Below are 21846 nucleotides of genomic sequence, written 5' to 3' on the forward strand. Positions count from 1 at the left end.
CAAAAAGCAACTATAGAATTTCTATAAAATGTTTGATCGTTTTTTCCAGTCCTTTTTGCCGATCAACTTTAGGTTCCCATCCCAATACTTTTTTTGCTTTTTCAATATTTGGCTGACGTGTTTGAGGGTCATCAACAGGAAGTTCTTTAAAAATAATTTTGCTTTTGGAACCCGTTTGTTTAATTACTTCCTCAGCAAATTGTAAGATGGTTATTTCATCCGGATTTCCAATGTTAACAGGTTCTACTTCATTAGACATAAGCAGTTTGTAAATGCCATCAACCTGATCTGAAACATAACAAAAACTTCTCGTCTGAGAACCATTACCAAACACTGTAATATCCTCACCCTTTAATGCCTGACCGACAAATGCTGGTAATGCACGACCATCATTCAAACGCATTCTTGGTCCATACGTATTGAATATTCTTACAATTCTTGTATCAACTCCATGATACCTGTGATATGCCATCGTTAGTGCTTCAGCAAATCTTTTTGCTTCATCATAAACTCCACGGGGACCAATGGGATTTACGTTTCCCCAATACTCCTCACTTTGAGGATGTACAACAGGATCGCCGTAAACTTCAGATGTTGAGGCAAGTAAGAATCTTGCTTTCTTTTCTTTTGCCAGCCCAAGAGCTTTGTGCGTACCTAATGAACCTACCTTTAAAGTCTGAATCGGAAGTTTAAGATAATCAATGGGACTTGCAGGAGATGCAAAATGTAAAATGTAATCAATCCTACCAGGTAAGTAAGTGTAGTTTGTTATATCGTGTTTTACAAATTCAAAATTTTCATTTCCAATCAGATGTGAGATATTGTCAATATTCCCTGTAATGAGATTGTCGATGCAAATTACTTTTAGCCCTTCTGCTAATAGGCGGTCACATAAATGTGAGCCAAGAAAACCGGCACCACCAGCGACAACAGCAGTATACTTATACAATATCTTTGCCTCCGGTCAGTTTTTTCAGTTCGTAATTTTTCTTTTCTTTAAAGATGAAAATCATACTCATAAAAACGAATGTAAAAATTGCTCCGGCTATGGATGAGAACACAACTTTTGGGCTGGATTTCCGCAATGGAGGGATTGCTTCATCAAGAACTTCAACAGTCGGCAGATCACGGTTCTCCTGAATTTTCTCTTTGTAATATTGCTGCTGCAGTATAAGATAAACTTCATTCTGAATTTTGACATCGCGCACAAGTTTGGCAAGAGTTCTCGCTAATTCCGGGACTTCTTTAAATGCGAGTAAGTAATCCTCATTTCCTACTTCCATTTTTTTATACTGTTCACGCAGTTCTTCTATCTTCTTTCTTAAAGCTATAACTGTTTTATCATCTTCTCTGAAATTTGTCTGGGCTAATCCAAGTTCAATTTCACTCTTAATCATTTCCGTTTTTAATTCTGCTGCAGCTTCGATGGCAGCTTTCAATTGCTCGGGAAGAGAAATAGTTTTATGTTCTTTTTGAAAAACCATTAATGCAGTTTCAACTGAATCAAGGTTTGCTTTTGTTAGTGTCAATTGTGATTCAATATAAACTCTTGCACGTTTTGCTTTTGAACTGAGTTTCTCGCGATTAATCTTATCCAGTGCTTCGACAAACGCGTTTGAGATCTTTGCTGATAGATTTTTCTTTTCCTCATTTTCGCCAAAAATCATTGGAATGTATTTCGTTTTCACTTCTACATTAAGTTTTATCAAACCTTCCTTGTTTATTTCTATTTCCAGATCTCCGCTAAGCTGTTGAGCTGCCTTATATAAATTTTCTTCATCATACAAATTCTGTATTCCGAGTTTATTAATTACATAAATGGAAGCTGAACGGCTTCTTAAAATTTCGGCGTAAAGCTGTGATGTTGCACTGTTCAGTCCGCCGGTTAACAAATCAGTAAATCCGGAACCAGAAAGCAGACTGCTCAAACCTCCCATTGAAGAATTTTTTTCAGGCGGAAGAACAGTAACAGGCGCACGATAGGACACGGGATAAATGAAATATAAAATCAGAAATAAAAATATTGTAGTTAAAACCGTAATTTTTAGAATCTGGTTTTTATATTGAATTATTGTGTGAAGCATGTCGTGATATGTCATGATTTACCTCGATGCAACAATGACTGCTATAGTTGCAGCTACGACCGCAGCAACCTGTCCAAGAATTTGTAGTGAAGTTGTAAAGACATCCCAAAATTTAGGTCCTGGTGGATCCTCAGGTATCCAGATAGTATCACCAGGTTCCAGAATTTCAATATCATCTGCATCAATCCATTCGCCCGTTCTTGCTTTAATAATACGCACATCATTTTCAAGTGCGCGCCAGCCGAAACCTCCTGCAAGCTGAATGTAATCTTCTATAGTAAGATTTTCGTGATAGATTAATTTTCCAGGATTTATCACTTGTCCCAACATAATGATATAGTTTTTTGATTCTGGAATGTTGATAACATCTTCCTTTTTTAGAACAACATCTTCAGAAAGATCAGCATTTTCAAATAATGCAACGAAGTCCACAACAACTCTTCCGGTTTTTTGACGAGATTTGGATTTTAAATAATCATATTCATCTTCAGTCATATCAGCACGCGGAATTAATTTTAGTCTTTCAAATTCGGGATCTTCATCAGCAATGCCTTGAGTTCTTGTTAATGTAGCTTCCGTTAATGAAGCTTCTTTCTTGAAACCGCCTGCTTCCTTAATTATATCCGTAAGCGTAGTGCTATCTTTTATTATTTTATAAAACCCGGGATATTTTACAAATCCGTCTATTCTAACATATCTATCTACAAGGTAGTCAGGGATTTCTCTAACAGTTATTAAATCCTGCCTGTTTAATTTCAGGTGATTATTTTTTAGTTCTTCAAAAGAATAGTAATAACTTATTTGTCGTTTCCCATCATCGCTGAATCTCATTACTTCAATTGAATCAATTCTTGCTTTGCTTAACAATCCTCCTGCAAGTTCTAATAAGTTGTAGATTGATTCGCCTTCAACAAATTCATACTTGCCTGGATATTTTATCCTTCCGTATATGGAAACAACTTCATCTATCCTGTCAACAAGAACTATGTCTCCCTCTTTCAGATATGGATTATTCTCTTTATTACCATAACGGAGAAAAGATAGGAGGTCATAATACTTTTCATTTTTATCCCGCGATGTAATTTTGATGTTTCTGTAATTTGCGGTAGGTGTTAATCCTTTTGAAATTACAACAAGATCAATCAATCTTGAGTTGGCACTTAGTGTATATGTGGATGGTTTTTCAACATCACCTAACAATGATACTTTTATTTTCCTGAAGTCCGCTAAGGAAATATATACTTCAACATTTCTATAATTTTTATTTATTCCATTCTTTATTTTATTTCTTGCCATAGAAAGTGTGCAATGATTTAAATCAATTCCACCTGCTTTAGGAATATAAAGGAATCCTTCCTGATCAATAACAAGGTTAAATATTGCTTCTTCTAATCCGCGTATAGAGATAAACATTTTGTCTCCGGGACCAACAAAAAATTCATCCGGGTTTATACTCCCTTCAGTAGCTTCTAACTTATATGTGGAAAGCAATAAGGAATCAGTTTTTGCGGAAAATGATCTTTCTTTGTAATCAGGAAATAACTGACTATAAATCGGGATGTTGCAAATCAAAAGGAATAATATGACGGAAAGGATTAATTTATTTTTCACAGTAGTTTATTTTATGAAAGATATTGTTCAATATTTAAATGCTAATGACAACTGTCTGATAAATTGTATTCAGCTAAATTTTAGCGGGCGAAAAATTACAAAATAATGCTCTTACTTCAAATTTTAAGGGAGATTTTCCTTAAAGCGATTACACTAACAAGCAGATTAAGAAGCGGACCGCTTCCTATTGCTACTGCTAAATAAAATACATTATTCATATCAAAATACTTTTCAAGACTTATCAGTCCGCCTGCATACCTGGTAACTAGAAAATAAAATGCTGCTGACAGTATCCCGGCAATAAGCCCTACAATCAGTCCATTAAAAATTATCGGGAGTTTTATTGTTGATAGTTTAGCCCCAACAAGTTTCATTGTTTCGAGTTCACTGTACTTCGAACTGATAATTAATTTTATCGTACTATAAACTACATACAATGAAATAAGGATTAATACCGCCGTAGCTAGCAGTAAATATTTTTTAAAAGAATCCAGATACTTTATTAATTCAGAAATGAACTCCTGCTGATAAACAACCTCATCTACCGAATCGATTTTTTTTAAGCGGGTCAACAACGTATTTAAGGAGTCATTTGATAGTGCTTCTTCTCCGATCGAAATTGAGAATGACGCCGGCAAAGGGTTATAGTCAAGTATTTTTCTAAAATCATCTCCCGTCTGTTGAATGAATATCTCAGCAGCTTTTTCTTTACTTATATACTTAACTTTTTTTACTGATGATATTTGTTGTAATGAATCCTGAAGTGATGCAACCTGCTCTGAAGCAATATTGTCTTTAAGGAACATATTAATCGTAAGGTTCCTTGTTAATCTGGACTTAAGCGCATCTGATAATTGAAAAGAGGTTATGGAAGCAATAATCAAGATAACTGAAATAGTTGTTGAGATCAGAGACAGAATAAATGAAAGCTTTGCTCTGCCGATTATTTTTATTGATTCGCGTATCCAGAAAAAGAAAATCAATACAGTCTAAAATTAATTGATAAAAAATTATGAACTAAGTTAAACAAAGTTTCAGAAATTAGATTCATCAACCCAACGCACAATAGCCCACTTTTCTGTTGAACTATTCTTTACGAGCAGCAGGTTAACTCTGCCATCCAGCCGTATCACATCGGTTGGGTTAAATGTCACTGTAAGATTAAAACTTCTTACGATATTAGCTGTGGCTGAATCCTGTGAAGAAATAACAACATTATTCCATATAAGGTTTAACCGCTGAGCATTATTGAACAAGCCGTAGGTGGTTTTCATCTCTTCATCTCTTCCCCACGATACATCGAATCCTGCGTCATAGTCACGATATGTAAAAATGAAATCCGGACTTATTAACTCACCATATATTGCTGTATCCTTAAAAGTATAAGCATACTGAAAATTCTGGAAAACACCTTCAACTGTTTTTAAATCTGTTAGAATGGAATTATTGTCAGAAGAATTCTCATCAAATTTGGGGGCAAAGGGATTTGTACATCCGTAAGAATAAACCACAAAAATAAGAATCAATAAACCTGATATTTTTTTTGCAGATGACATTAATTTGCCAGCCAGCCTTTTAATTCACTCCATCCAGGTAATTCAGTTGACGTTTTTATATCCTGCCAATAATAAATTACCCAAACAGATCTTGAGTCTCTTATCATGTTGAAAATTAAATCGCCTTGATAATTCACTGGTAAGCCGGAGTTGTTTGGCAGATTCAATATATAGTTAGCAGTGAACTGCAGACTATCACCTAAAGGATTTTCAACCTGGTTTGAAAAAGAAAGTGTTACAGGAATATTTTGTTCTGTCCTTACCTTTAAATTATTAAAGTACGCTTCTTCCTCTCTCTTTGTCCAATCTTCAGAAAGAACCGGAAATTGCGATATAGCAGAACTTGTCGGAAGAAACAGAAACTCTTTATCTGTAAATGCTGAATCAACAAAACAAGCAAGATAGTTTTCAGCGTTCTTATCATTGAAAGCATTTATCAGATTTGAAATTACTATCCCCGGTTCAAAAGCTTGTTCGAATGTTGATCGTCCCTGGTCGGGCTGTTCTGCATCACGGGTATCAAACAAATCACAAGAAGTAAACAATAACATTGAAAATATGAGGAGATATTTTTTCATCTGATATAATTATACAAATTGAAGGACAATGTTTCCGGTCAAATTTGTTGACATAACCATATACTTGTTCTAAATCTTACAAACTAATTCTACCTGAAACTGCTCTTCCGATTGTAGCTTCATCTGAAAATTCGAGGTCTCCACCGATAGGTATACCTCTAGCTATTCTTGAGACTTTTATCCCGAGCGGTTTGATTAATTTAGCAAGATATAACGATGTTGTTTCACCTTCGGTATCGGGATTAACTGCAAGTATAACTTCTTTAATTTCTTCAACTTCAAAACGCTTAAGCAGTTCTTTTATTTTTAGTGACTCCGGTGTTATTCCTGATAACGGTGAAAGTACTCCGCCTAACACGTGATATAATCCGGAATATTCGTGTGTTTTTTCAATTGCAATAACATCACTGGCTTCCTCAACAACACAAAGTAAAGAATTGTCTCTTTTAGGATTATTGCAAATATCACAAAGTTCAAATTCTGATAGATTAAAACATCTTGAACAAAACTGAATTTTATCTTTAAGATTTTTAATTGCAATCAAAAGATTTTGTACTTCAGATTCTTCACCTTTTAATAAATGAAGCGCAAGCCTTTGTGCAGTTTTTTTACCGATTCCCGGCAACTTGCTAAGTTCATCAATCGCAATTAATAATGGCTGAGCTATCTGCACATTAAAATCCGGGAATATTTAATCCGGGAGGAATCATACCTTTTGTCACTTTAGCCATTTCCTCTTCAGCTAACTTACTTGCTGATGATAATGCTTTATTTACAGCCGCAACAACCAGATCTTCAAGTATTTCCTTTTCGTCCGCTTTAATAACCTGCGGGTCAATTTCTATTGAAATAAGCTCTTTATTTCCGTTAGCTGTTGCCTTAATAATTCCTCCTCCAGCTTCTTCAGAAACGGTGAGATTTCCCAGCTCATCCTGTACTCTTTTCATCTCAGCCTGCATTTTTTGCACCTGTTTCAGCATTCCCTGCATTCCACCTTTCATCCGGTAATCCTCCTGTTGGTCAAGTTTATTGCTTGTTTTTACTTAATTTTGGCTCAAATATAACATATTGATTTGACTTTATACACTTTAATTTCATAATTTCACGGCAAAATTTTAACAAGGAACATTTGGAGTTTAAACAAAACATCGCACAGAATGCGGGCGAAAATCCTTTAAAGTCCTTTCCATTCGACGGAGAAAATTTTACTGCCGTTGAATACACCGACTCAATCCAGTTAAATGGTGATAAAAAAGTTAAGGTAAAAGGAATAGCAGAGAAATTTGCCGCCATAAACTCTTATTTTTTTGAATATTTAAGAGAGTATCATATTCCAATTGCTTTTCATAAAGTACAGGGAAAAACTACACTTAAACTATTAAAATACACTCAACTACCGTTTGTTATTAAAATCCTTAATGTAACGGATAAAAGAACTTCTAAAATATTTTCGTTAAAAGAAGGAACGCAGTTATCACTCCCGATATTTGAATATCATTTAAATGGCGGAAAGGATTCAATAATTACAGAAAGCCATCTTATAGCTTTTGACTTATGTACGTATGATGATATTAAACTGATAGGACGCATTTGTTCTAAAGTTAATGCGGTTTTAAAAGCCTTTTTTGAACGTCGTGGCGAAACACTTGCTGAATTTATTTGTGTGTTTGGTAAAGTTGATAACAAACTTTTTCTGGTTAATGATTTTACCCCTTTAAGTGTCAAACTTCTGCCGAATGAAAAAGATTCAAAAGCAGTTAATCCCTTTAAAATTTCAACACCTTCTGAAGTTAAAAAATATACTGACCACCTGTTCCAATTAACGAGTTCCTGAAAGAATGTTTACTAAATACGGATATTCAACTATTGGAATTATTGCAATAATAGTTTTTGCACTTATTGCAGTAAGTTTTTTTATTCAGAACCCATATTTAAAAGCAATTCTGATAATCATTCCTTTAGCATTTTTAATTTTCACATTAAATTTTTTCAGAGATCCGGAAAGGATAACACCGGATAAAAATAATATTGTTGTATCACCTGCTGATGGAACTGTTCTTTTCGTTAAGGAAGTAGTTGATAATAATTTTATTAAAGGAAAAGCTAAACAGATTTCCATCTTTATGTCTCCGTTGAATGTTCACGTTAACAGAATTCCGATTTCAGGAATAGTTGAACACGTTAAATATCATAAAGGTGAATATGTCGCGGCATTCGAAGACAAAGCCTCAGAAGTAAATGAGAGATCTGAATTTGTTATATCAAATGAAAAAGGAAAAGTATTCTTTACGCAGGTTGCAGGATTTGTTGCGAGAAGAATCATATATGAACTAACTGAGAATGATTCAGTTAAAATGGGTGAAAGATTTGGTATGATAAAATTCGGTAGCAGGGTTGATGTTGTTGTACCCTTTGACTGGAAAGAAAAAGTTAAGAAAGATGACAAAGTATCTGCTGGTGAAACTATTCTTTTTGAAATCCCGTAACGGTAATGAACCGATTCAGGATTAACGCTTCATTCATCCCGAACTTATTCACATCAATGAATATGTTTTGCGGATTCTTATCCATTATAAATGCAAGTACAGGTAATTTTAATTATGCAGCATGGTTAATAATCATTGCCTCAATCTTTGATGCATTGGATGGAGCCGTTGCGAGATTAACACACTCAAGCAGTAAACTTGGAGTTGAACTCGATTCTCTATCAGATGTAGTCAGTTTTGGTGCAGCACCTTCCTTCCTTGTTTATAGCACTTCACTTCATTCAATAGGTACTATCGGGATAATAATCAGCTCACTTCTAATGCTCGCAGGTGGATTCAGGCTTGCAAGATTTAATGTTCAACTTGTAGGGTTTTCAAAAAATTATTTTACAGGATTACCGATACCATCATCAGCAATTACAGTTGCTGCATTTGTGCTAGCTTATTACAAACAACAGGGATTTGACAAACCTTATTCAGATTTCGTAATACCGTTAGTGCTTCTTCTATCCTTCCTGATGGTTAGTAAAATAAAGTATGATACACTCCCAAAAATTTCATTAAAGGGTTTACTTGAAAAACCAGTTCATTCAGTAATAATTGTTGCCGCTATCGTTCTTCTCATCTTCACTTCGTATGAAGGACTCTTCTATATCTTTGTTTTCAACATCATATTTGGTATTTTTCGCTCAGTTTATCACTGGTTTTCAAAGACGAAATAAATACTGAATCCGTAAAAAATTCTTAACAGGTAGTAAAATTGTACAAAGCACAGGTAATAATTAAACGCCGTCCATCTATACTCGACCCCCAAGGCAAAGCAGTTGAAAAGGGAGCTGCTCATCTGGGACTTACAAACATAAGCGGCACAAGAATTGGTAAATTCATTGAGTTCACAGTTGATGTTAATGATAAATCTTCCGCAGAAAAAGAAGTTTCAGAGTACTGTCATAAACTTCTCTCCAATCCCATTATGGAAGATTATGAATTCACTCTTGAGGAAGTTAAATGAAACCAAAATTTGGTGTAGTTGTATTTCCCGGCTCTAACTGTGATCACGATGCATATTTCTCATTACACAAAGTTCTTAATTATGATGTTGAATTCCTCTGGCATAAAGATACTGATCTGAAACAAAGTGATGTTATAGTTTTGCCGGGAGGATTTTCTTACGGCGATTATCTCCGTACTGGTTCGATAGCGCGATTCTCCCCTATCATGAATTCTGTTATAGAATTTGCTGAGAAAGGTGGAAAAGTAATCGGCATCTGTAACGGCTTTCAAATATTACTTGAAGCTGGTTTACTGCCGGGAGTAATGTTGAAAAATAAATCTCTTCAATTTGTTTGCAAGGATATTACACTAAGTGTTGAAAACTACGATACCATCTTTACAAAAGGAATTGAAAAAGAAAGAACATTAAAAATTCCTGTTGCGCATGGTGAAGGAAACTATTTTGCCGATGAAGCAACAATTTCAAAACTGATAAAAAATAACCAGATAGTTTTTAAGTATTCATCAGCAGATTCAACCGATGATGAGTACAACCCGAATGGCTCTGTATTAGATATTGCCGGCATCATAAATGAAAAAGGAAATATTCTTGGAATGATGCCGCACCCTGAAAGATGCTGTGATCCGGTACTTGGTAAAACTGATGGTGCGTTTATTTTTAATTCAATTGCAAAATATATTTATAACTAAAAGGTAAAATTATGTTTGGTAACTTAGGCGCCGGTGAAATAATTCTGATTCTGCTGGTCATACTTTTATTGTTTGGTGCTAAGAAGATTCCTGAACTTGCTCAGGGTCTTGGCAAAGGTATGAAGGAATTCAAAAAATCTTTGAAAGATGTTGAAGAAGAAATCAAGGTAACTGATTCAGATAAAAAATCTGATAAAAGTTAGGTCAACCGTTAGTTTCATTTTTTAGTTCTCTTTCACTTCTTCAAGGAAATTTCATTTAGGAAATTGATTGCTTCCGTATTCAAACTATTCCGAAAAAATTAGTCTAATAAAATCAGGAACATTATCCTTAGTTGATAATGCTTCCTTTTTTTTAAATCGTATCAAATCACAATCACACCTGAACGCTTTCAATGAAGTCTATCCCGATTCACTTGAACAGGCAAAAGTAATTCAGGAAAAAATTCTTTCAGGCAATGCAGGCAGAATTGCTGGTTGCGTAATTGCAGTGAAAGATGTTCTGTCAATAAAAGGAAAAAGAACTACCTGTTCATCGAACATTCTAAAAAATTTTGAATCAGTCTATACAGCAACTGCAGTTCAAAAATTAATTGATGAAGATGCGATTATCATAGGCAAAACAAACTGTGATGAATTTGCAATGGGTTCATCGAATGAAAATTCAGCATTTGGCAACGTATTAAATCCGGTTGATGAATCACGGGTTCCCGGCGGTTCAAGCGGCGGTTCAGCCGCTGCTGTAGCTGCTTATCTTTGCGATGCATCACTTGGTACTGACACAGGCGGATCAATCAGGCAGCCCGCAGCTTTCTGTGGAATCTACGGTTTGAAGCCAACTTATGGCAGAGTATCAAGATATGGATTGACAGCATTTGCTTCGTCATTTGATTCGATAGGTCCATTCACAAGAAATATTTATGATGCTGCTCTTCTGCTAAGCATCATTTCCGGCAAAGATGAAAATGATTCAACATCAGTTCCAAAAGATGTTCCTGATTATCTTTTGTCAATGAACAACATACAAAGTTTTTCAGTTGGAATTCCAAAAGAATATTTTGCCGAAGGATTAGATCAAGAAATAAAATCCGCAATAGAAAAGATCATCGAACAATTAAAACAAAAAGGTGTGGCAGTAAAAGAAGTTTCACTGCCTATGACAGATTACACAATCTCAGCTTACTATATTCTTACAACTGCAGAAGCATCATCCAACTTAGCTAGATATGACGGTGCGAGATATGGTTATCGATCACAGAATTTTTCTGACCTGAATGAGATGTATGTCAACTCAAGGACAGAAGGATTCGGCTCCGAAGTAAAAAGAAGAATTATGCTCGGCACTTATGTTTTATCCGCAGGTTATTATGATGCATACTATCGCAAGGCTCAGAAGATAAGAAGATTAATCAAAGAAGATTTTGACCACGCATTTAGTGAAGTTGATTTACTCATTACACCAACGACTCCAACCACAGCATTTAAGTTTGGTGAAAAATCTTCTGATCCACTTGAAATGTATCTCAGTGATATTTATACAACGTCAGCGAACCTGGCAGGTATTCCCGGGCTAAGTATTCCAATAGCAAAAAACTCCGATGGACTTCCGATCGGCATGCAAATTCTCGGGAATCAATTTGAGGAAGAAAAAATATTCAGGATGGCAAAAATTATTATGGAATAGTATTATGAAAACCGGGCATCTCCTTTTCTTGTTTTGTTTGTTAACTAATAATTTAATTCTTCAGGCACAGCAGCATATCGTGGGAAAAGATTCTCTTCAACTAACATTCTTTCCGATAAGTGGAATAGAAAATTATCATTCTAAGTCAGACTGTGAAATCAAAGGTTCAATCTGGGTCGATTCACTTTCTGTAAAAATTAAACTTTTTATTAGAGATGATGATTTGATTCTTAATAAACCCTATGAAAAAGGTGATCACGTTGAAGTAATCTTTGCCATTCCCGAACTGAGGGATAGTGAAAATGTTTATATCAATCTTGGCAAAGGTTTATATCAATTCAAAAACACCAATGATTTAAAACGATTCAAGAAAGAATGGAGAAATCCATACGTTAAAATTGATGAAGAATTTGGATGCAGGTATAATGAATTAGAAAAGGAGGATAAGTACCTTAAAGAATTCATTGACAGGGATTTTGATAGAGAAGTTTATAACAAATTCAAATTAAAAAGTATTCCTTATGGAATTACTAATTTCCTCTTTTTTCCAGGCTCACAAAAAGTCAAGAACGGTAATAGAGAAAGATTTATTGAAAGTGAATACGATTCTTCCAATTACGGTTTTAGAATGATAAGACCTGAATCGAAGGTCAAATATTCTAAGAACATAGATTCACTAGGATATACAATGGATTTGACGATACCGATCGAAGCATTTGCATATATAAGCGCAAAACTTGCTAATGAAATCAGAGTCAGGGTTAATGTTGTGGATGTGGATTCATTGCGAAAAAGAAAAACAGTTTTTTCTTCTTAAAAAAAACTGACAATGAAGTTTTTTCGGATTACAATAGATTATTTCCACAGAATCTATTTATGGATAGTTTACTCTATTCTAAAATATTACCAGCAAAATTTGACTCATCTGTTTCACCCATTTTTATTAATACTACAAACGGGTGGTTAAACTTTGAAAAAGAAGTAGAAACCATTAAAAATGTAACAAGTTTGATGAGATACGAGTTTCCATACCTGAATGGTGTCGACTTTCGAAGTGGGACTGTTGAGCACAGAGTTGAAATTATTGATAAAGATTTATTCAATATTTATACGACACATGATTTTGCAAATCCAATGATGACGAAAGATTTTGTAATACATAATGATAGTCTCGTTATTAAAGCAGAAAGATTTGAAAAAGTTGTAAAATTAAATAGTGGAGTATTTGGTTATATAATTTCAGATGTGGAATGGTATTTTGGTGAGTATAGATCTGGTTACTGCGGTGGTTGTATGTATTCAAATGACTATTTAGTGACATATCAGGATTTAAAATTGAAAAAAAGTAATAAACTACTATTACTACATCTTGATGAATTCAGAGCAAGAGGAGTAATAACTTTTTATAAAGATATGGAAATATATTTAATAGAAGAGGGAGAGGATTATCCTGTTAATTACAATAATTTTAAGAATAATATTTTTACGATGAAGTTTTCTGAAAACAAGGTAGTAAAAATAAAAATCGATGAGGAAAAATGGCGGTTAATATTTATTAAGAACTGGTGACAATTTCTTTTTAGTTCAGATCGTGATGAATAAATACCATAATACAACTAATTTTCCTGATGATATTTCCTTCAAAATCCTTAACTTTGTCACCATAATTTCAACACAATTTTAATAATTCAAGGGTAATTCAAATGGCAATCCTTGTGGATAAAAAAACACGTTTGGTTGTTCAGGGAATAACCGGCGGCGAAGGTTCATTTCATACTCAGCAAATGATTGATTACGGAACTAAAGTTGTCGCAGGAGTTACACCCGGCAAAGGTGGTTCCATACATAACAAGATTCCGGTTTATAACACAGTTTCAGAAGCAGTTAAAGAACAGAAAGCAAATACATCAGTTATTTTTGTTCCTCCTGCATTTGCGGCTGATGCAATACTTGAAGCTGCAAACGCCGGAATAAAAGTTATCATCTGCATTACCGAAGGTATACCTGCAAATGATATGATCTCAGTTTACAATTCAATAAAAGAAAAAGATGTTGTGTTAGTCGGACCAAACTGTCCTGGTGTTATCTCCCCCGGAATGGCAAAGGTCGGAATTATGCCCGGCTTCATTCATAAACAAGGACGAATTGGTGTTGTATCACGCAGCGGCACTTTGACTTATGAAGCAGTTAAACAATTAACAGATGTAAATCTCGGGCAATCAACATGTGTTGGTATTGGCGGTGACCCTGTAATCGGTTCAAGGTTTATTGATGTTATAAAATTGTTCAATGAAGATAAAGATACTGACGGCATTGTCATGATCGGAGAAATCGGCGGAAGCGCTGAAGAAGAAGCCGCAGATTTCATTAAGAAAAATGTAAGCAAACCTGTTGTCGGTTTTATTGCAGGAAGAACCGCGCCTCCCGGAAGAAGAATGGGTCACGCCGGTGCAATAATTTCAGGCGGTAAAGGGACAGCCACAGAAAAAATGGCTGCGATGAAAAAAGCAGGGATAAAAGTTGTTGAAAGTCCTGCAGAGCTTGGTTCAACAATGTTAAAAGCTATTGAATCTTTGAAAGCCAAGAAGAAAGTTAAGAGCGATTCGAAAAAAGAAAAGCACAAAGACAAAAAACATTCAAAGAAAATATTGAAGTCAAAATTAACCGGTAAAAAGATGAAAGCTAAATCAGTTAAATCTAAATCAACCGGAAAGAAGAAATAACCATTACGATATATTCAGATTAAGGAGAAACAATTGGGTAATAAAACGTTAGCGATAATTAAACCGGATGCAGTCAGAAAAAATTATGTGGGACAAATCATCGCGAAGATTACAGAAGCAGGATTTAAAATTAAAGCAATGAAAATGATCCATCTTTCAAAAGCATCTGCTGAAGGATTTTATGAAGTACACAAAGCACGCCCTTTTTATGGTGAACTTGTCGATTATATGACGTCCGGTCCGTGCATACCGATAGCACTTGAAAGAGAAAACGCGGTTGAAAGTTACAGAAAATTAATCGGCGCAACCGACCCTGCACAAGCTGAAGAAGGTACAATTAGAAAATTATACGCAGCTAATAAAGCTGAGAATGCTGTTCATGGTTCAGACTCGGATGAAAATGCCGAGAAGGAAATAGCTCACTTCTTTTCAAGAAATGAACTGTTAGATAATTATACAAGCTGATGTCATTAAAAACCTGGAAACAGTTATCGAGTAAAGTTCTGCTCTCAAATAAATACTGGGATTATCTGCTTGATGAATTTCAGATCGAAGACGGTAAAAAAGGTGAATATCATTTTGTAAGAACCGGTGGTTCAACAATGATAATCCCCGTAACCGATTCAGGAAAACTTTTATTCGTTAACCAATACAGGTATCTGAATCAACGTGAAAGTCTTGAATTCCCCTGCGGAAGTATTTCAAAAAATCTTTCTCCAAAAGAAAATGCTGTCAAAGAGTTAAGAGAAGAAACCGGATATTCAACAAAAGAATTAATTCCTGCCGGCTTCTTCTCCCCTTTTAACGGTGTTACAGATGAGATGTGTCACGTGTTTGTTGCAAATGATTTAGTCCGGGATTTTTTAAAAGCGGACGATACTGAAGAGTTTGAACTTCATGAATTATCTGTTGATAAAGTTGATGAGCTAATTTCAGATAATACAATCTGGGATGGGATGACATTAGCTGCATGGATATTGGCAAAGAAGTTTGTCTGATAAATTGATAATGATAAAAACACTTCTCACATTTTTTTTATTCCTTTCTTTTTTTTCAGTTAACTGTTCACAAGATCAACCAGCAAATAAAAAAATCATGCTTGGTTCCGATATACTTCTATCTGAAAAGTTTGATCTGATACTCAACAAACGGCTGACATTATTGGTTAATCACACTTCCCTGCTTTCAGATGGGACTCACCTGCTTGATACACTTTTAAAAATAAATCAGGTAAAAGTATTAAATGTTCTGTCACCCGAGCACGGCTTTGAAGGTAATTTCTCAGCCGGAACAAAAGTCACTGATACTACCAACAAAGATTCGTCATTACATTTTTTTTCGTTGTATGGTAAAACTTTAAAACCGACAGATGAAATGCTTAACGGGTCAGATTTAATTTTGATCGATCTTCAGGATGTGGGGTCGAGATTCTATACATACATTTCAACTATGTTTTATGTACTGCAAGCTGCGGCTGGGATGAATATTCCTCTTATTGTTCTTGACAGACCAAACCCATACAGCGGAAATATTGTGGATGGACCTGTTCTGAAAAATTCTTTTCAATCCTTTATTGGAATTGCACCACTCCCGATTATCCACGGAATGACAATTGGTGAAATCGCTGATTACTTTTGTGGAGAAGTTTTACCTGGAAAAAACCTTCGCCCGGATATTCAGATAATTAAAATGCAGAATTGGTCCCGTGATCTATTTTATGATGACCTGGATTTAAAGTGGATAAAACCTTCACCGAACATTTCGGATTTTGAGACGATACTTGTTTACCCTTCAACCTGTTTACTTGAAGGAACGAATATATCAGAAGGACGCGGGACACAAAAACCATTTCTGCAGATTGGGGCTCCGTTTATTAATCCAGAAGATTTGATTAACGAATTAAAAAAATTCGATTTAAGTGGGATCGAAATCCTTTCCACTCAATTCATTCCGCAGGATCTTCACGGTGTAGCAGAATCACCAAAGTATGAGGGCAAGACTTGCAACGGAATAACAATTTCAATTACAGATAAACTGAAATTTAAAGCTGTAAAATTTGGCATCCAGTTGATTTCATCTTTGATTAAATTGTATGGTGATAAAATTAATTTCCGCGAAGAGCATTTTGACAGACTGATCGGTAACAGTACTGTACGAGAATCTTTGATGAAACAAATTCCAGCAGATGACATTTATAATTCATTTACTGATGAGCTGGAAAATTTCAAACAAATAAGAAAAAAATATTTACTTTATTAATTAAGGAACCTTGAATGAAAAAAATACTTTTAACATTCTTTTCAGCTTTGATATTAATAAGCTGTGGTGAGAAAAAAGAGGAAACTGTTCTGGATGAAAAGACTAAATACAATTTCGATTCAACTGATGTTAAGACAACAACAGTGGAAAATCCGGATGAATCATTTTTACTTGCGTATAATTTTGAACCCGGCAAAACTTATTCATACCGATTGACTTCAATTTCTGACAACCAGCAAACAGTAGTTGCTGATACAACAATTAATCAGGGTATGAAACGCACAATCAGTTATCTCCTTAACTTAAAGCTTATCAACAAAGATGAAGATGGTTTAATGGATCTTAGCTGCACGTTCACTTCAATTAAACTGGAAGCCGATGCGGCTAATGAGCGTATTCAATTCGAATCGTCAACAGTGACAGACTCTCTGGAAAAAGTTAAGTACTCCGACTATCTCTCACTGACAAACAACCCATTTGAACTAAGGATAAATAAATCAGGTGAGATAATTGACATTAGTAAGACTGATAGGATCATCAATACATTTCTTAAACTTCGCGGACTGTCTGATTCGGTTAAAACAAATGAGAAGGCAATGATGAAGAATGATCTGAATGAAACTATGCTCAAGCCTGTCATTATGCAGATAGTACGGACAATGCCTGCAAAAAATATGGCAAAAGATTCAACCTGGACGAATGTACAGCCAGCATCAAGATTCCAGATATTTCAAATTGTAAACAAAACTCTTTACAAAGTTTTAAATCTTGAAATGTTTGATGATAACAAACTGGCTGTGATTGATGCGGGGTTGGAAACTCAAGTAACAGGTGACTCAAAGTACGAAGAGCCGGGAGTTAAATATAATTTTAGAAAACCGGTCACAACTGCAAGCGGGAAAATTTATTTTAATATTGATAAGGGTTGTTTACAAAAATCAAGAACTCAAACACAGCTTGACACATATTATTCAGTGGAAGCAAACACACCTAAAGGATTGCTAAAAGGTTATACCCAGGAAAAAATTAAGAATACGAATATTGTAGAGCTTCTTAAATAAATTTTTAATTGTGGTGGAAGAAGTTTAAATCAGATTAAATTTCTTTCACCACAACTTTAACACCTTCAACTTTAATCACTTTTATCTTCGCACCTTTTTCAACGTACTGACCATCTGTTACCACATCAACACGTTTGTCACTAATTTCTGCTGTACCTGCGGGTCGTAATGTAGTTAATGCTACACCATCTTTTCCAAGCAGCTCATCAAGGTTAGGGTAAGTCACAAATCCTCGAGTTGAAGATTCTTCTTCATCAAGAACAAGCCTGTGAAAAGTTTTTGATTTGGGAAGATACTTTGCAAGGATAAATATCAACAGCAGTGCGGCCAACAAAGCGACTGTAAGCTGTATAATGGCTACTGAAATAAAACTGAAATCAAAATAAGGCATACCACCTATCAGTGAAAGGAATAATGATAATACAACTAAAACAATCCCGGAAATACCTGCAAACCCGAAACCGGGTATAACAAAAATTTCAACTGCAATTAATATTAATCCGATAACGAATAACAATATTTCAACAATCGACGCGAGCTCAAGAATGTATGAAGAGCCGAAGAACAATGCTAAAGCAATTAAGCCGGCGGTACCGGGAACTCCCCAGCCGGGAGTTTTAACTTCTGCAAACAAACCGAAGAACCCGATCATTATAAGTATGGATGAAATTATAGGATTGTTTAAAAAGCGAACTACATCTTCAGCCCAGTTTGAAGTGATATCAATAGTCTGGGTTTTCCTGAAATTATAAACTGAATAAAGCTCATCAATATTTTCTACGACATGATCCGCTATTTTATATTTTAGTGCTTCAGTTGAAGTGAGTGTTATAAGTTTTGTGCTGTCAACAAGACCTTCAACAACTATTCGTTCATCAACCATACCTTCTGCAATAAGAGTGTTCCTTCCGTTTTTCTCAGCAGTGGATCGCATTTCTGATCGCATATATGATTGATACTTTTCACTAACTTTCTCACCGCTTTGATCTACAACGGTTGCAGCGCCTATGGAACTCCCCGGCACCATGACAATCTGGTTACAGGATAATGCAATTAAAGCACCTGCAGATATTGCCCTGTTATTAATGAATGCAATTGTCTTCACCTTGCTGTTTAAGATAGCATCCTTTATCTGGGTTGCCGCGTCAACTCTTCCGCCGAAAGTATTAATCTTAAAGATAATAGCATCCGCACCATTCTTTTCCGCTTCAGAAATTACCCTGGCTACATATGGCGAAAGCCCGAGATCTATTTCATCTTCTATGCGGGCAAGATAAATTTTATCCTGTGCATTTGCATAGTTCACTATGAAAAATAAAAACAGCAGAACAAGTTTTGAGGATTTCATTTTATGTTTCCGCAGATATTTAGTTATAGTTTTTTTGAAGAATAATATGACCCAATTTATCTCTTTTGGTTTTTAGATAGATTTCATTGTTCGCATTAGGTGTAATCTCAATGGGCACACGTTCAACTATTTCAAGACCATAACCTTCAAGACCAACAACTTTTTTAGGATTGTTAGTGAGAAGCCTTATTTTCCTTATTCCAAGATCAAGCAATATCTGCGCACCTATACCATAATCACGGAGATCCGGTTTAAAGCCCAGCAGTTCATTCGCTTCGACTGTATCTTTTCCTTCTTCCTGAAGTTTGTAAGCTTTGATCTTGTTTGTTAAACCTATTCCTCTTCCTTCCTGCCTCATATACACAAGCACACCATTTCCTGTCTGTTCAATCAGGTCAAGAGCTGTGTTAAGCTGATCATGACAGTCACATCTCAGTGAATGAAAAACATCTCCTGTTAAACATTCAGAATGCATCCTTACCAGAACCGGTTCATCAGCCCTGATAGAGCCTTTTACAAGCGCAACCTGTTTTTTATTATCAAGAAGGTTGCGATATAAATTTAACCGGAATACACCATGCTTGGTCGGGAAATTTACATCAGTGATTTTCTCTATTAATTTTTCCGTTTTTACTCTATGCCGGATGATTTCCTTGACTGTAATGATCTTTAAATTGAATCTCTCTGCTATCTTAGTGAGATCAGGAACGCGCGCCATTTCACCATCTTCCCTGAGAATTTCACAAAGCACACCTGCAGGTTTTATTCCTGCCAGTTTACACAGATCAACAGAAGCTTCGGTATGTCCGGCTCTTCTAAGTACTCCTTCATCAAAGGCGCGTAACGGGAAAATATGACCGGGTCTGGCAAAGTCTGCTGCAACTGATTTACTATCAATTAATTTTTTTATTGTGACAGCCCTGTCAGAAGCTGAGATGCCTGTGGTTGTGCCTTCCACTGCATCAACCGTAACGGTGAACTGTGTTCCGTGCAATGCAGAATTAGTATCAACCATTAATGGAAGTCCGAGTTCATCAAGTCTTTTACCGTTTACAGCAACACACAGCATTCCGCGTCCGTGTGTGACCATAAAATTTACTATGTCGGGAGTAACATATTCTGCGGCACAAACAAAGTCTCCTTCATTCTCCCTGTCTTCATCATCTACAACTATGATGATCTTACCATTTTTTATTTCGTCGATTGCCTGTTCAACTGTGCAAAACATAATCTTACCTCTGAGCATCAGGAATAAAAATATTCCGTATTTGATTAACTGTTTTCTTTTTGTGTGATCACTGAAGTTATTGCTGATCTGTCAAATTTTAATTTTACATTATCAGAAACCTGGAGTAAAACTGTTTTCTCTTCGAGTCCGGCTACAATTCCATGAAGCCCGCCGCTTGTGACTACTTTATCTCCTTTTTCGATATTTGACAGCATCTTTTCACGTTCCTTAGCTCTCTTCTGCTGCGGTCTTATTATCATAAAGAAAAATATTAAAAAGATAGCACCGAACATTATCATTGTGCTTATAAGATTTCCGCCGCCATCGCCGCCTTGAGGCGCCATTGCAATTAATAAATCCAATTATTCCTCCATCAGATTTTTATTGTTCATTGATATTTTTTTTACCATTTCTGTTTTCCATAAACTGAAACTTCCGTCTAAAATTTTTTGTCTTGCCTCACCAACAAGCCATAAATAGAAATGAAGGTTATGGATTGAAGCAAGCTCCAGAGCAAGTATTTCACTCGCTATGAATAAATGCCGTAAGTATGCACGTGTAAAATTCATACACGTGTAACAGTCGCAATTATGATCGACCGGATTAAAATCATCTTTATATTTTGCGTTCCGCATTGCCAGTACACCTTCCGAAGTGAACAGGTATGAATTTCTTGCATTCCTTGTCGGCATTACACAATCAAACATATCTATACCGCGATCTATTGCTTCAAGAATATTTTCCGGTCTTCCAACACCCATAAGATATCTTGGCGTATCGTAAGGCATAAAATCAGTTGTGAAATCAACCATATCATACATTGTTTCTGTTGGTTCTCCAACTGCTAATCCGCCGATTGCGTAACCATCAAAATCATTTTTAATAATTTCGTGTGCGGATTGTTCGCGTAAATCTTTGTAAACACTTCCCTGAATAATACCAAAGAGAAACTGTTTATGACCATACAAAGATTCAGATTCATCGAATGCAATTTTGTTTTTTAAAGCCCAGTCACTCGTAAGGTCTTTTGATTTCTTTGCATAGTCATATTCACAAGGATACGGAGTGCACTCATCGAGTACCATCATAATGTCAGAGCCAATACTTCGCTGAATTGCTATCACTTTTTCAGGCGTAAAAAAATGTTTACTACCGTCGAGGTGCGATCTGAATTCCACACCATCCGGTTTTAGTTTTCTTAATTCGGCTAAACTAAAAACCTGATAACCGCCGCTGTCGGTCAGAATCGGTTTATTCCAATTCATAAACCTGTGCAAGCCTCCGGCTTTTTCAAGTATTTCAGTTCCGGGCCGTAAATAAAGATGATAAGTATTTGAAAGAACTATCTGTGCCTTGATATCTTTTTCAAGCTGATCCGGGTTAACTGCTTTTACAGTTCCCTGAGTCCCCACCGGCATAAATATGGGCGTTTGGACAATGCCATGATCAGTAGTAAAAAATCCGGCACGAGCTTTAGAATTTTTTGCTGTGCCTTCAGTATTAAACGTTAACAATCAGTTACTTA

26 protein-coding genes are annotated in these 21846 nt (G+C 35.6%); 14 read left to right on the forward strand and 12 right to left on the reverse strand.

What is annotated here, in order from left to right:
* Window positions 1-10: 10 nt before the first annotated feature.
* From IPM56_10340 to IPM56_10375, 8 genes are all read right to left on the reverse strand, one after another.
* Entirely contained in the window at window positions 11-952 is a 942-nt protein-coding gene (locus IPM56_10340; GenBank protein QQS38284.1) for an SDR family oxidoreductase, read from the reverse strand.
* Window positions 942-2099: a hypothetical protein gene (locus IPM56_10345; protein ID QQS34662.1), complete on the reverse strand. Its 1158-nt coding sequence runs from the start codon at window positions 2097-2099 to the stop codon at window positions 942-944. The genes IPM56_10340 and IPM56_10345 overlap by 11 nt, the downstream gene beginning before the upstream one ends.
* 3 nt (window positions 2100-2102) lie before the next feature.
* Window positions 2103-3497, reverse strand: coding sequence for an SLBB domain-containing protein (locus IPM56_10350; GenBank protein ID QQS34663.1), 1395 nt, complete (start codon window positions 3495-3497; stop codon window positions 2103-2105).
* A gap of 314 nt (window positions 3498-3811) precedes the next feature.
* Complete coding sequence (locus tag IPM56_10355) at window positions 3812-4501, reverse strand: hypothetical protein (protein QQS34664.1); 690 nt, start codon at window positions 4499-4501, stop codon at window positions 3812-3814.
* 228 nt (window positions 4502-4729) lie between these two features.
* On the reverse strand, window positions 4730-5251 hold the full coding sequence (locus IPM56_10360) for a hypothetical protein (protein QQS34665.1): 522 nt from the start codon (window positions 5249-5251) through the stop codon (window positions 4730-4732).
* The gene (locus IPM56_10365) at window positions 5251-5829 is read right to left on the reverse strand and encodes a hypothetical protein (GenBank protein ID QQS34666.1); all 579 of its coding nucleotides are present in this window, start codon (window positions 5827-5829) and stop codon (window positions 5251-5253) included. Before IPM56_10365 ends, IPM56_10360 begins: the two co-directional genes overlap by 1 nt.
* Before the next feature lie 76 nt (window positions 5830-5905).
* Window positions 5906-6502: a recombination protein RecR gene (gene recR, locus IPM56_10370; protein QQS34667.1), complete on the reverse strand. Its 597-nt coding sequence runs from the start codon at window positions 6500-6502 to the stop codon at window positions 5906-5908.
* A 1-nt stretch (window position 6503) separates the two neighbouring features.
* Window positions 6504-6830: a YbaB/EbfC family nucleoid-associated protein gene (locus tag IPM56_10375; protein ID QQS34668.1), complete on the reverse strand. Its 327-nt coding sequence runs from the start codon at window positions 6828-6830 to the stop codon at window positions 6504-6506.
* Between the two features lie 128 nt (window positions 6831-6958).
* Here IPM56_10375 and IPM56_10380 point away from each other — a divergent pair, with 128 nt between their 5' ends.
* From IPM56_10380 to IPM56_10445, 14 genes are all read left to right on the forward strand, one after another.
* Window positions 6959-7663 carry a hypothetical protein gene (locus IPM56_10380; GenBank protein ID QQS34669.1) on the forward strand — a complete coding sequence of 235 codons (705 nt, stop codon included), beginning with the start codon at window positions 6959-6961 and terminating at the stop codon, window positions 7661-7663.
* A 4-nt stretch (window positions 7664-7667) separates the two neighbouring features.
* Complete coding sequence (locus IPM56_10385; GenBank protein QQS34670.1) at window positions 7668-8315, forward strand: phosphatidylserine decarboxylase family protein; 648 nt, start codon at window positions 7668-7670, stop codon at window positions 8313-8315.
* A 5-nt stretch (window positions 8316-8320) separates the two neighbouring features.
* Window positions 8321-9037 (forward strand): CDP-diacylglycerol--serine O-phosphatidyltransferase, encoded by a 717-nt coding sequence (gene pssA, locus IPM56_10390; GenBank protein QQS34671.1) that lies wholly within the window; start codon window positions 8321-8323, stop codon window positions 9035-9037.
* 38 nt (window positions 9038-9075) lie between these two features.
* Window positions 9076-9327 carry a phosphoribosylformylglycinamidine synthase subunit PurS gene (gene purS / locus IPM56_10395; protein QQS34672.1) on the forward strand — a complete coding sequence of 84 codons (252 nt, stop codon included), beginning with the start codon at window positions 9076-9078 and terminating at the stop codon, window positions 9325-9327.
* On the forward strand, window positions 9324-10019 hold the full coding sequence (purQ, locus tag IPM56_10400) for a phosphoribosylformylglycinamidine synthase subunit PurQ (protein ID QQS34673.1): 696 nt from the start codon (window positions 9324-9326) through the stop codon (window positions 10017-10019). The genes purS and purQ overlap by 4 nt, the downstream gene beginning before the upstream one ends.
* Before the next feature lie 11 nt (window positions 10020-10030).
* A complete protein-coding gene (gene tatA / locus IPM56_10405; protein ID QQS34674.1) occupies window positions 10031-10222 on the forward strand; it encodes a twin-arginine translocase TatA/TatE family subunit in 192 nt (63 codons plus the stop codon).
* 67 nt (window positions 10223-10289) lie between these two features.
* Window positions 10290-11702, forward strand: coding sequence for an Asp-tRNA(Asn)/Glu-tRNA(Gln) amidotransferase subunit GatA (gene gatA / locus IPM56_10410; GenBank protein QQS34675.1), 1413 nt, complete (start codon window positions 10290-10292; stop codon window positions 11700-11702).
* On the forward strand, window positions 11656-12519 hold the full coding sequence (locus tag IPM56_10415; GenBank protein QQS34676.1) for a hypothetical protein: 864 nt from the start codon (window positions 11656-11658) through the stop codon (window positions 12517-12519). The genes gatA and IPM56_10415 overlap by 47 nt, the downstream gene beginning before the upstream one ends.
* Before the next feature lie 59 nt (window positions 12520-12578).
* Window positions 12579-13271, forward strand: coding sequence for a hypothetical protein (locus IPM56_10420; GenBank protein QQS34677.1), 693 nt, complete (start codon window positions 12579-12581; stop codon window positions 13269-13271).
* 134 nt (window positions 13272-13405) lie between these two features.
* Window positions 13406-14425 (forward strand): succinate--CoA ligase subunit alpha, encoded by a 1020-nt coding sequence (gene sucD / locus IPM56_10425; GenBank protein ID QQS34678.1) that lies wholly within the window; start codon window positions 13406-13408, stop codon window positions 14423-14425.
* Between the two features lie 33 nt (window positions 14426-14458).
* Window positions 14459-14890, forward strand: a complete 432-nt coding sequence (ndk, locus tag IPM56_10430; GenBank protein QQS34679.1) for a nucleoside-diphosphate kinase — start codon at window positions 14459-14461, stop codon at window positions 14888-14890.
* A complete protein-coding gene (locus IPM56_10435) occupies window positions 14890-15423 on the forward strand; it encodes an NUDIX hydrolase (protein QQS34680.1) in 534 nt (177 codons plus the stop codon). The genes ndk and IPM56_10435 overlap by 1 nt, the downstream gene beginning before the upstream one ends.
* A gap of 97 nt (window positions 15424-15520) precedes the next feature.
* Window positions 15521-16684, forward strand: a complete 1164-nt coding sequence (locus tag IPM56_10440) for a DUF1343 domain-containing protein (protein ID QQS34681.1) — start codon at window positions 15521-15523, stop codon at window positions 16682-16684.
* 14 nt (window positions 16685-16698) lie between these two features.
* The gene (locus IPM56_10445) at window positions 16699-17745 is read left to right on the forward strand and encodes a hypothetical protein (GenBank protein QQS34682.1); all 1047 of its coding nucleotides are present in this window, start codon (window positions 16699-16701) and stop codon (window positions 17743-17745) included.
* Window positions 17746-17779: 34 nt separating this feature from the next.
* Here the strand turns inward: IPM56_10445 and IPM56_10450 are convergent, their stop codons facing one another.
* The 4 genes from IPM56_10450 to tgt are packed head-to-tail and all read right to left on the reverse strand — an operon-like array spanning window position 17780 to window position 21835.
* On the reverse strand, window positions 17780-19093 hold the full coding sequence (locus IPM56_10450) for a nodulation protein NfeD (protein QQS34683.1): 1314 nt from the start codon (window positions 19091-19093) through the stop codon (window positions 17780-17782).
* A gap of 19 nt (window positions 19094-19112) precedes the next feature.
* The gene (locus tag IPM56_10455) at window positions 19113-20321 is read right to left on the reverse strand and encodes a bifunctional 3,4-dihydroxy-2-butanone-4-phosphate synthase/GTP cyclohydrolase II (GenBank protein ID QQS34684.1); all 1209 of its coding nucleotides are present in this window, start codon (window positions 20319-20321) and stop codon (window positions 19113-19115) included.
* 44 nt (window positions 20322-20365) lie between these two features.
* Window positions 20366-20665 (reverse strand): preprotein translocase subunit YajC, encoded by a 300-nt coding sequence (gene yajC, locus IPM56_10460; GenBank protein ID QQS38285.1) that lies wholly within the window; start codon window positions 20663-20665, stop codon window positions 20366-20368.
* 18 nt (window positions 20666-20683) lie between these two features.
* On the reverse strand, window positions 20684-21835 hold the full coding sequence (gene tgt, locus IPM56_10465; GenBank protein ID QQS34685.1) for a tRNA guanosine(34) transglycosylase Tgt: 1152 nt from the start codon (window positions 21833-21835) through the stop codon (window positions 20684-20686).
* Window positions 21836-21846: the final 11 nt, after the last annotated feature.

This window comes from Ignavibacteriales bacterium, assembly GCA_016700155.1.
Taxonomy (GTDB): Bacteria; Bacteroidota; Ignavibacteria; order Ignavibacteriales; family Ignavibacteriaceae.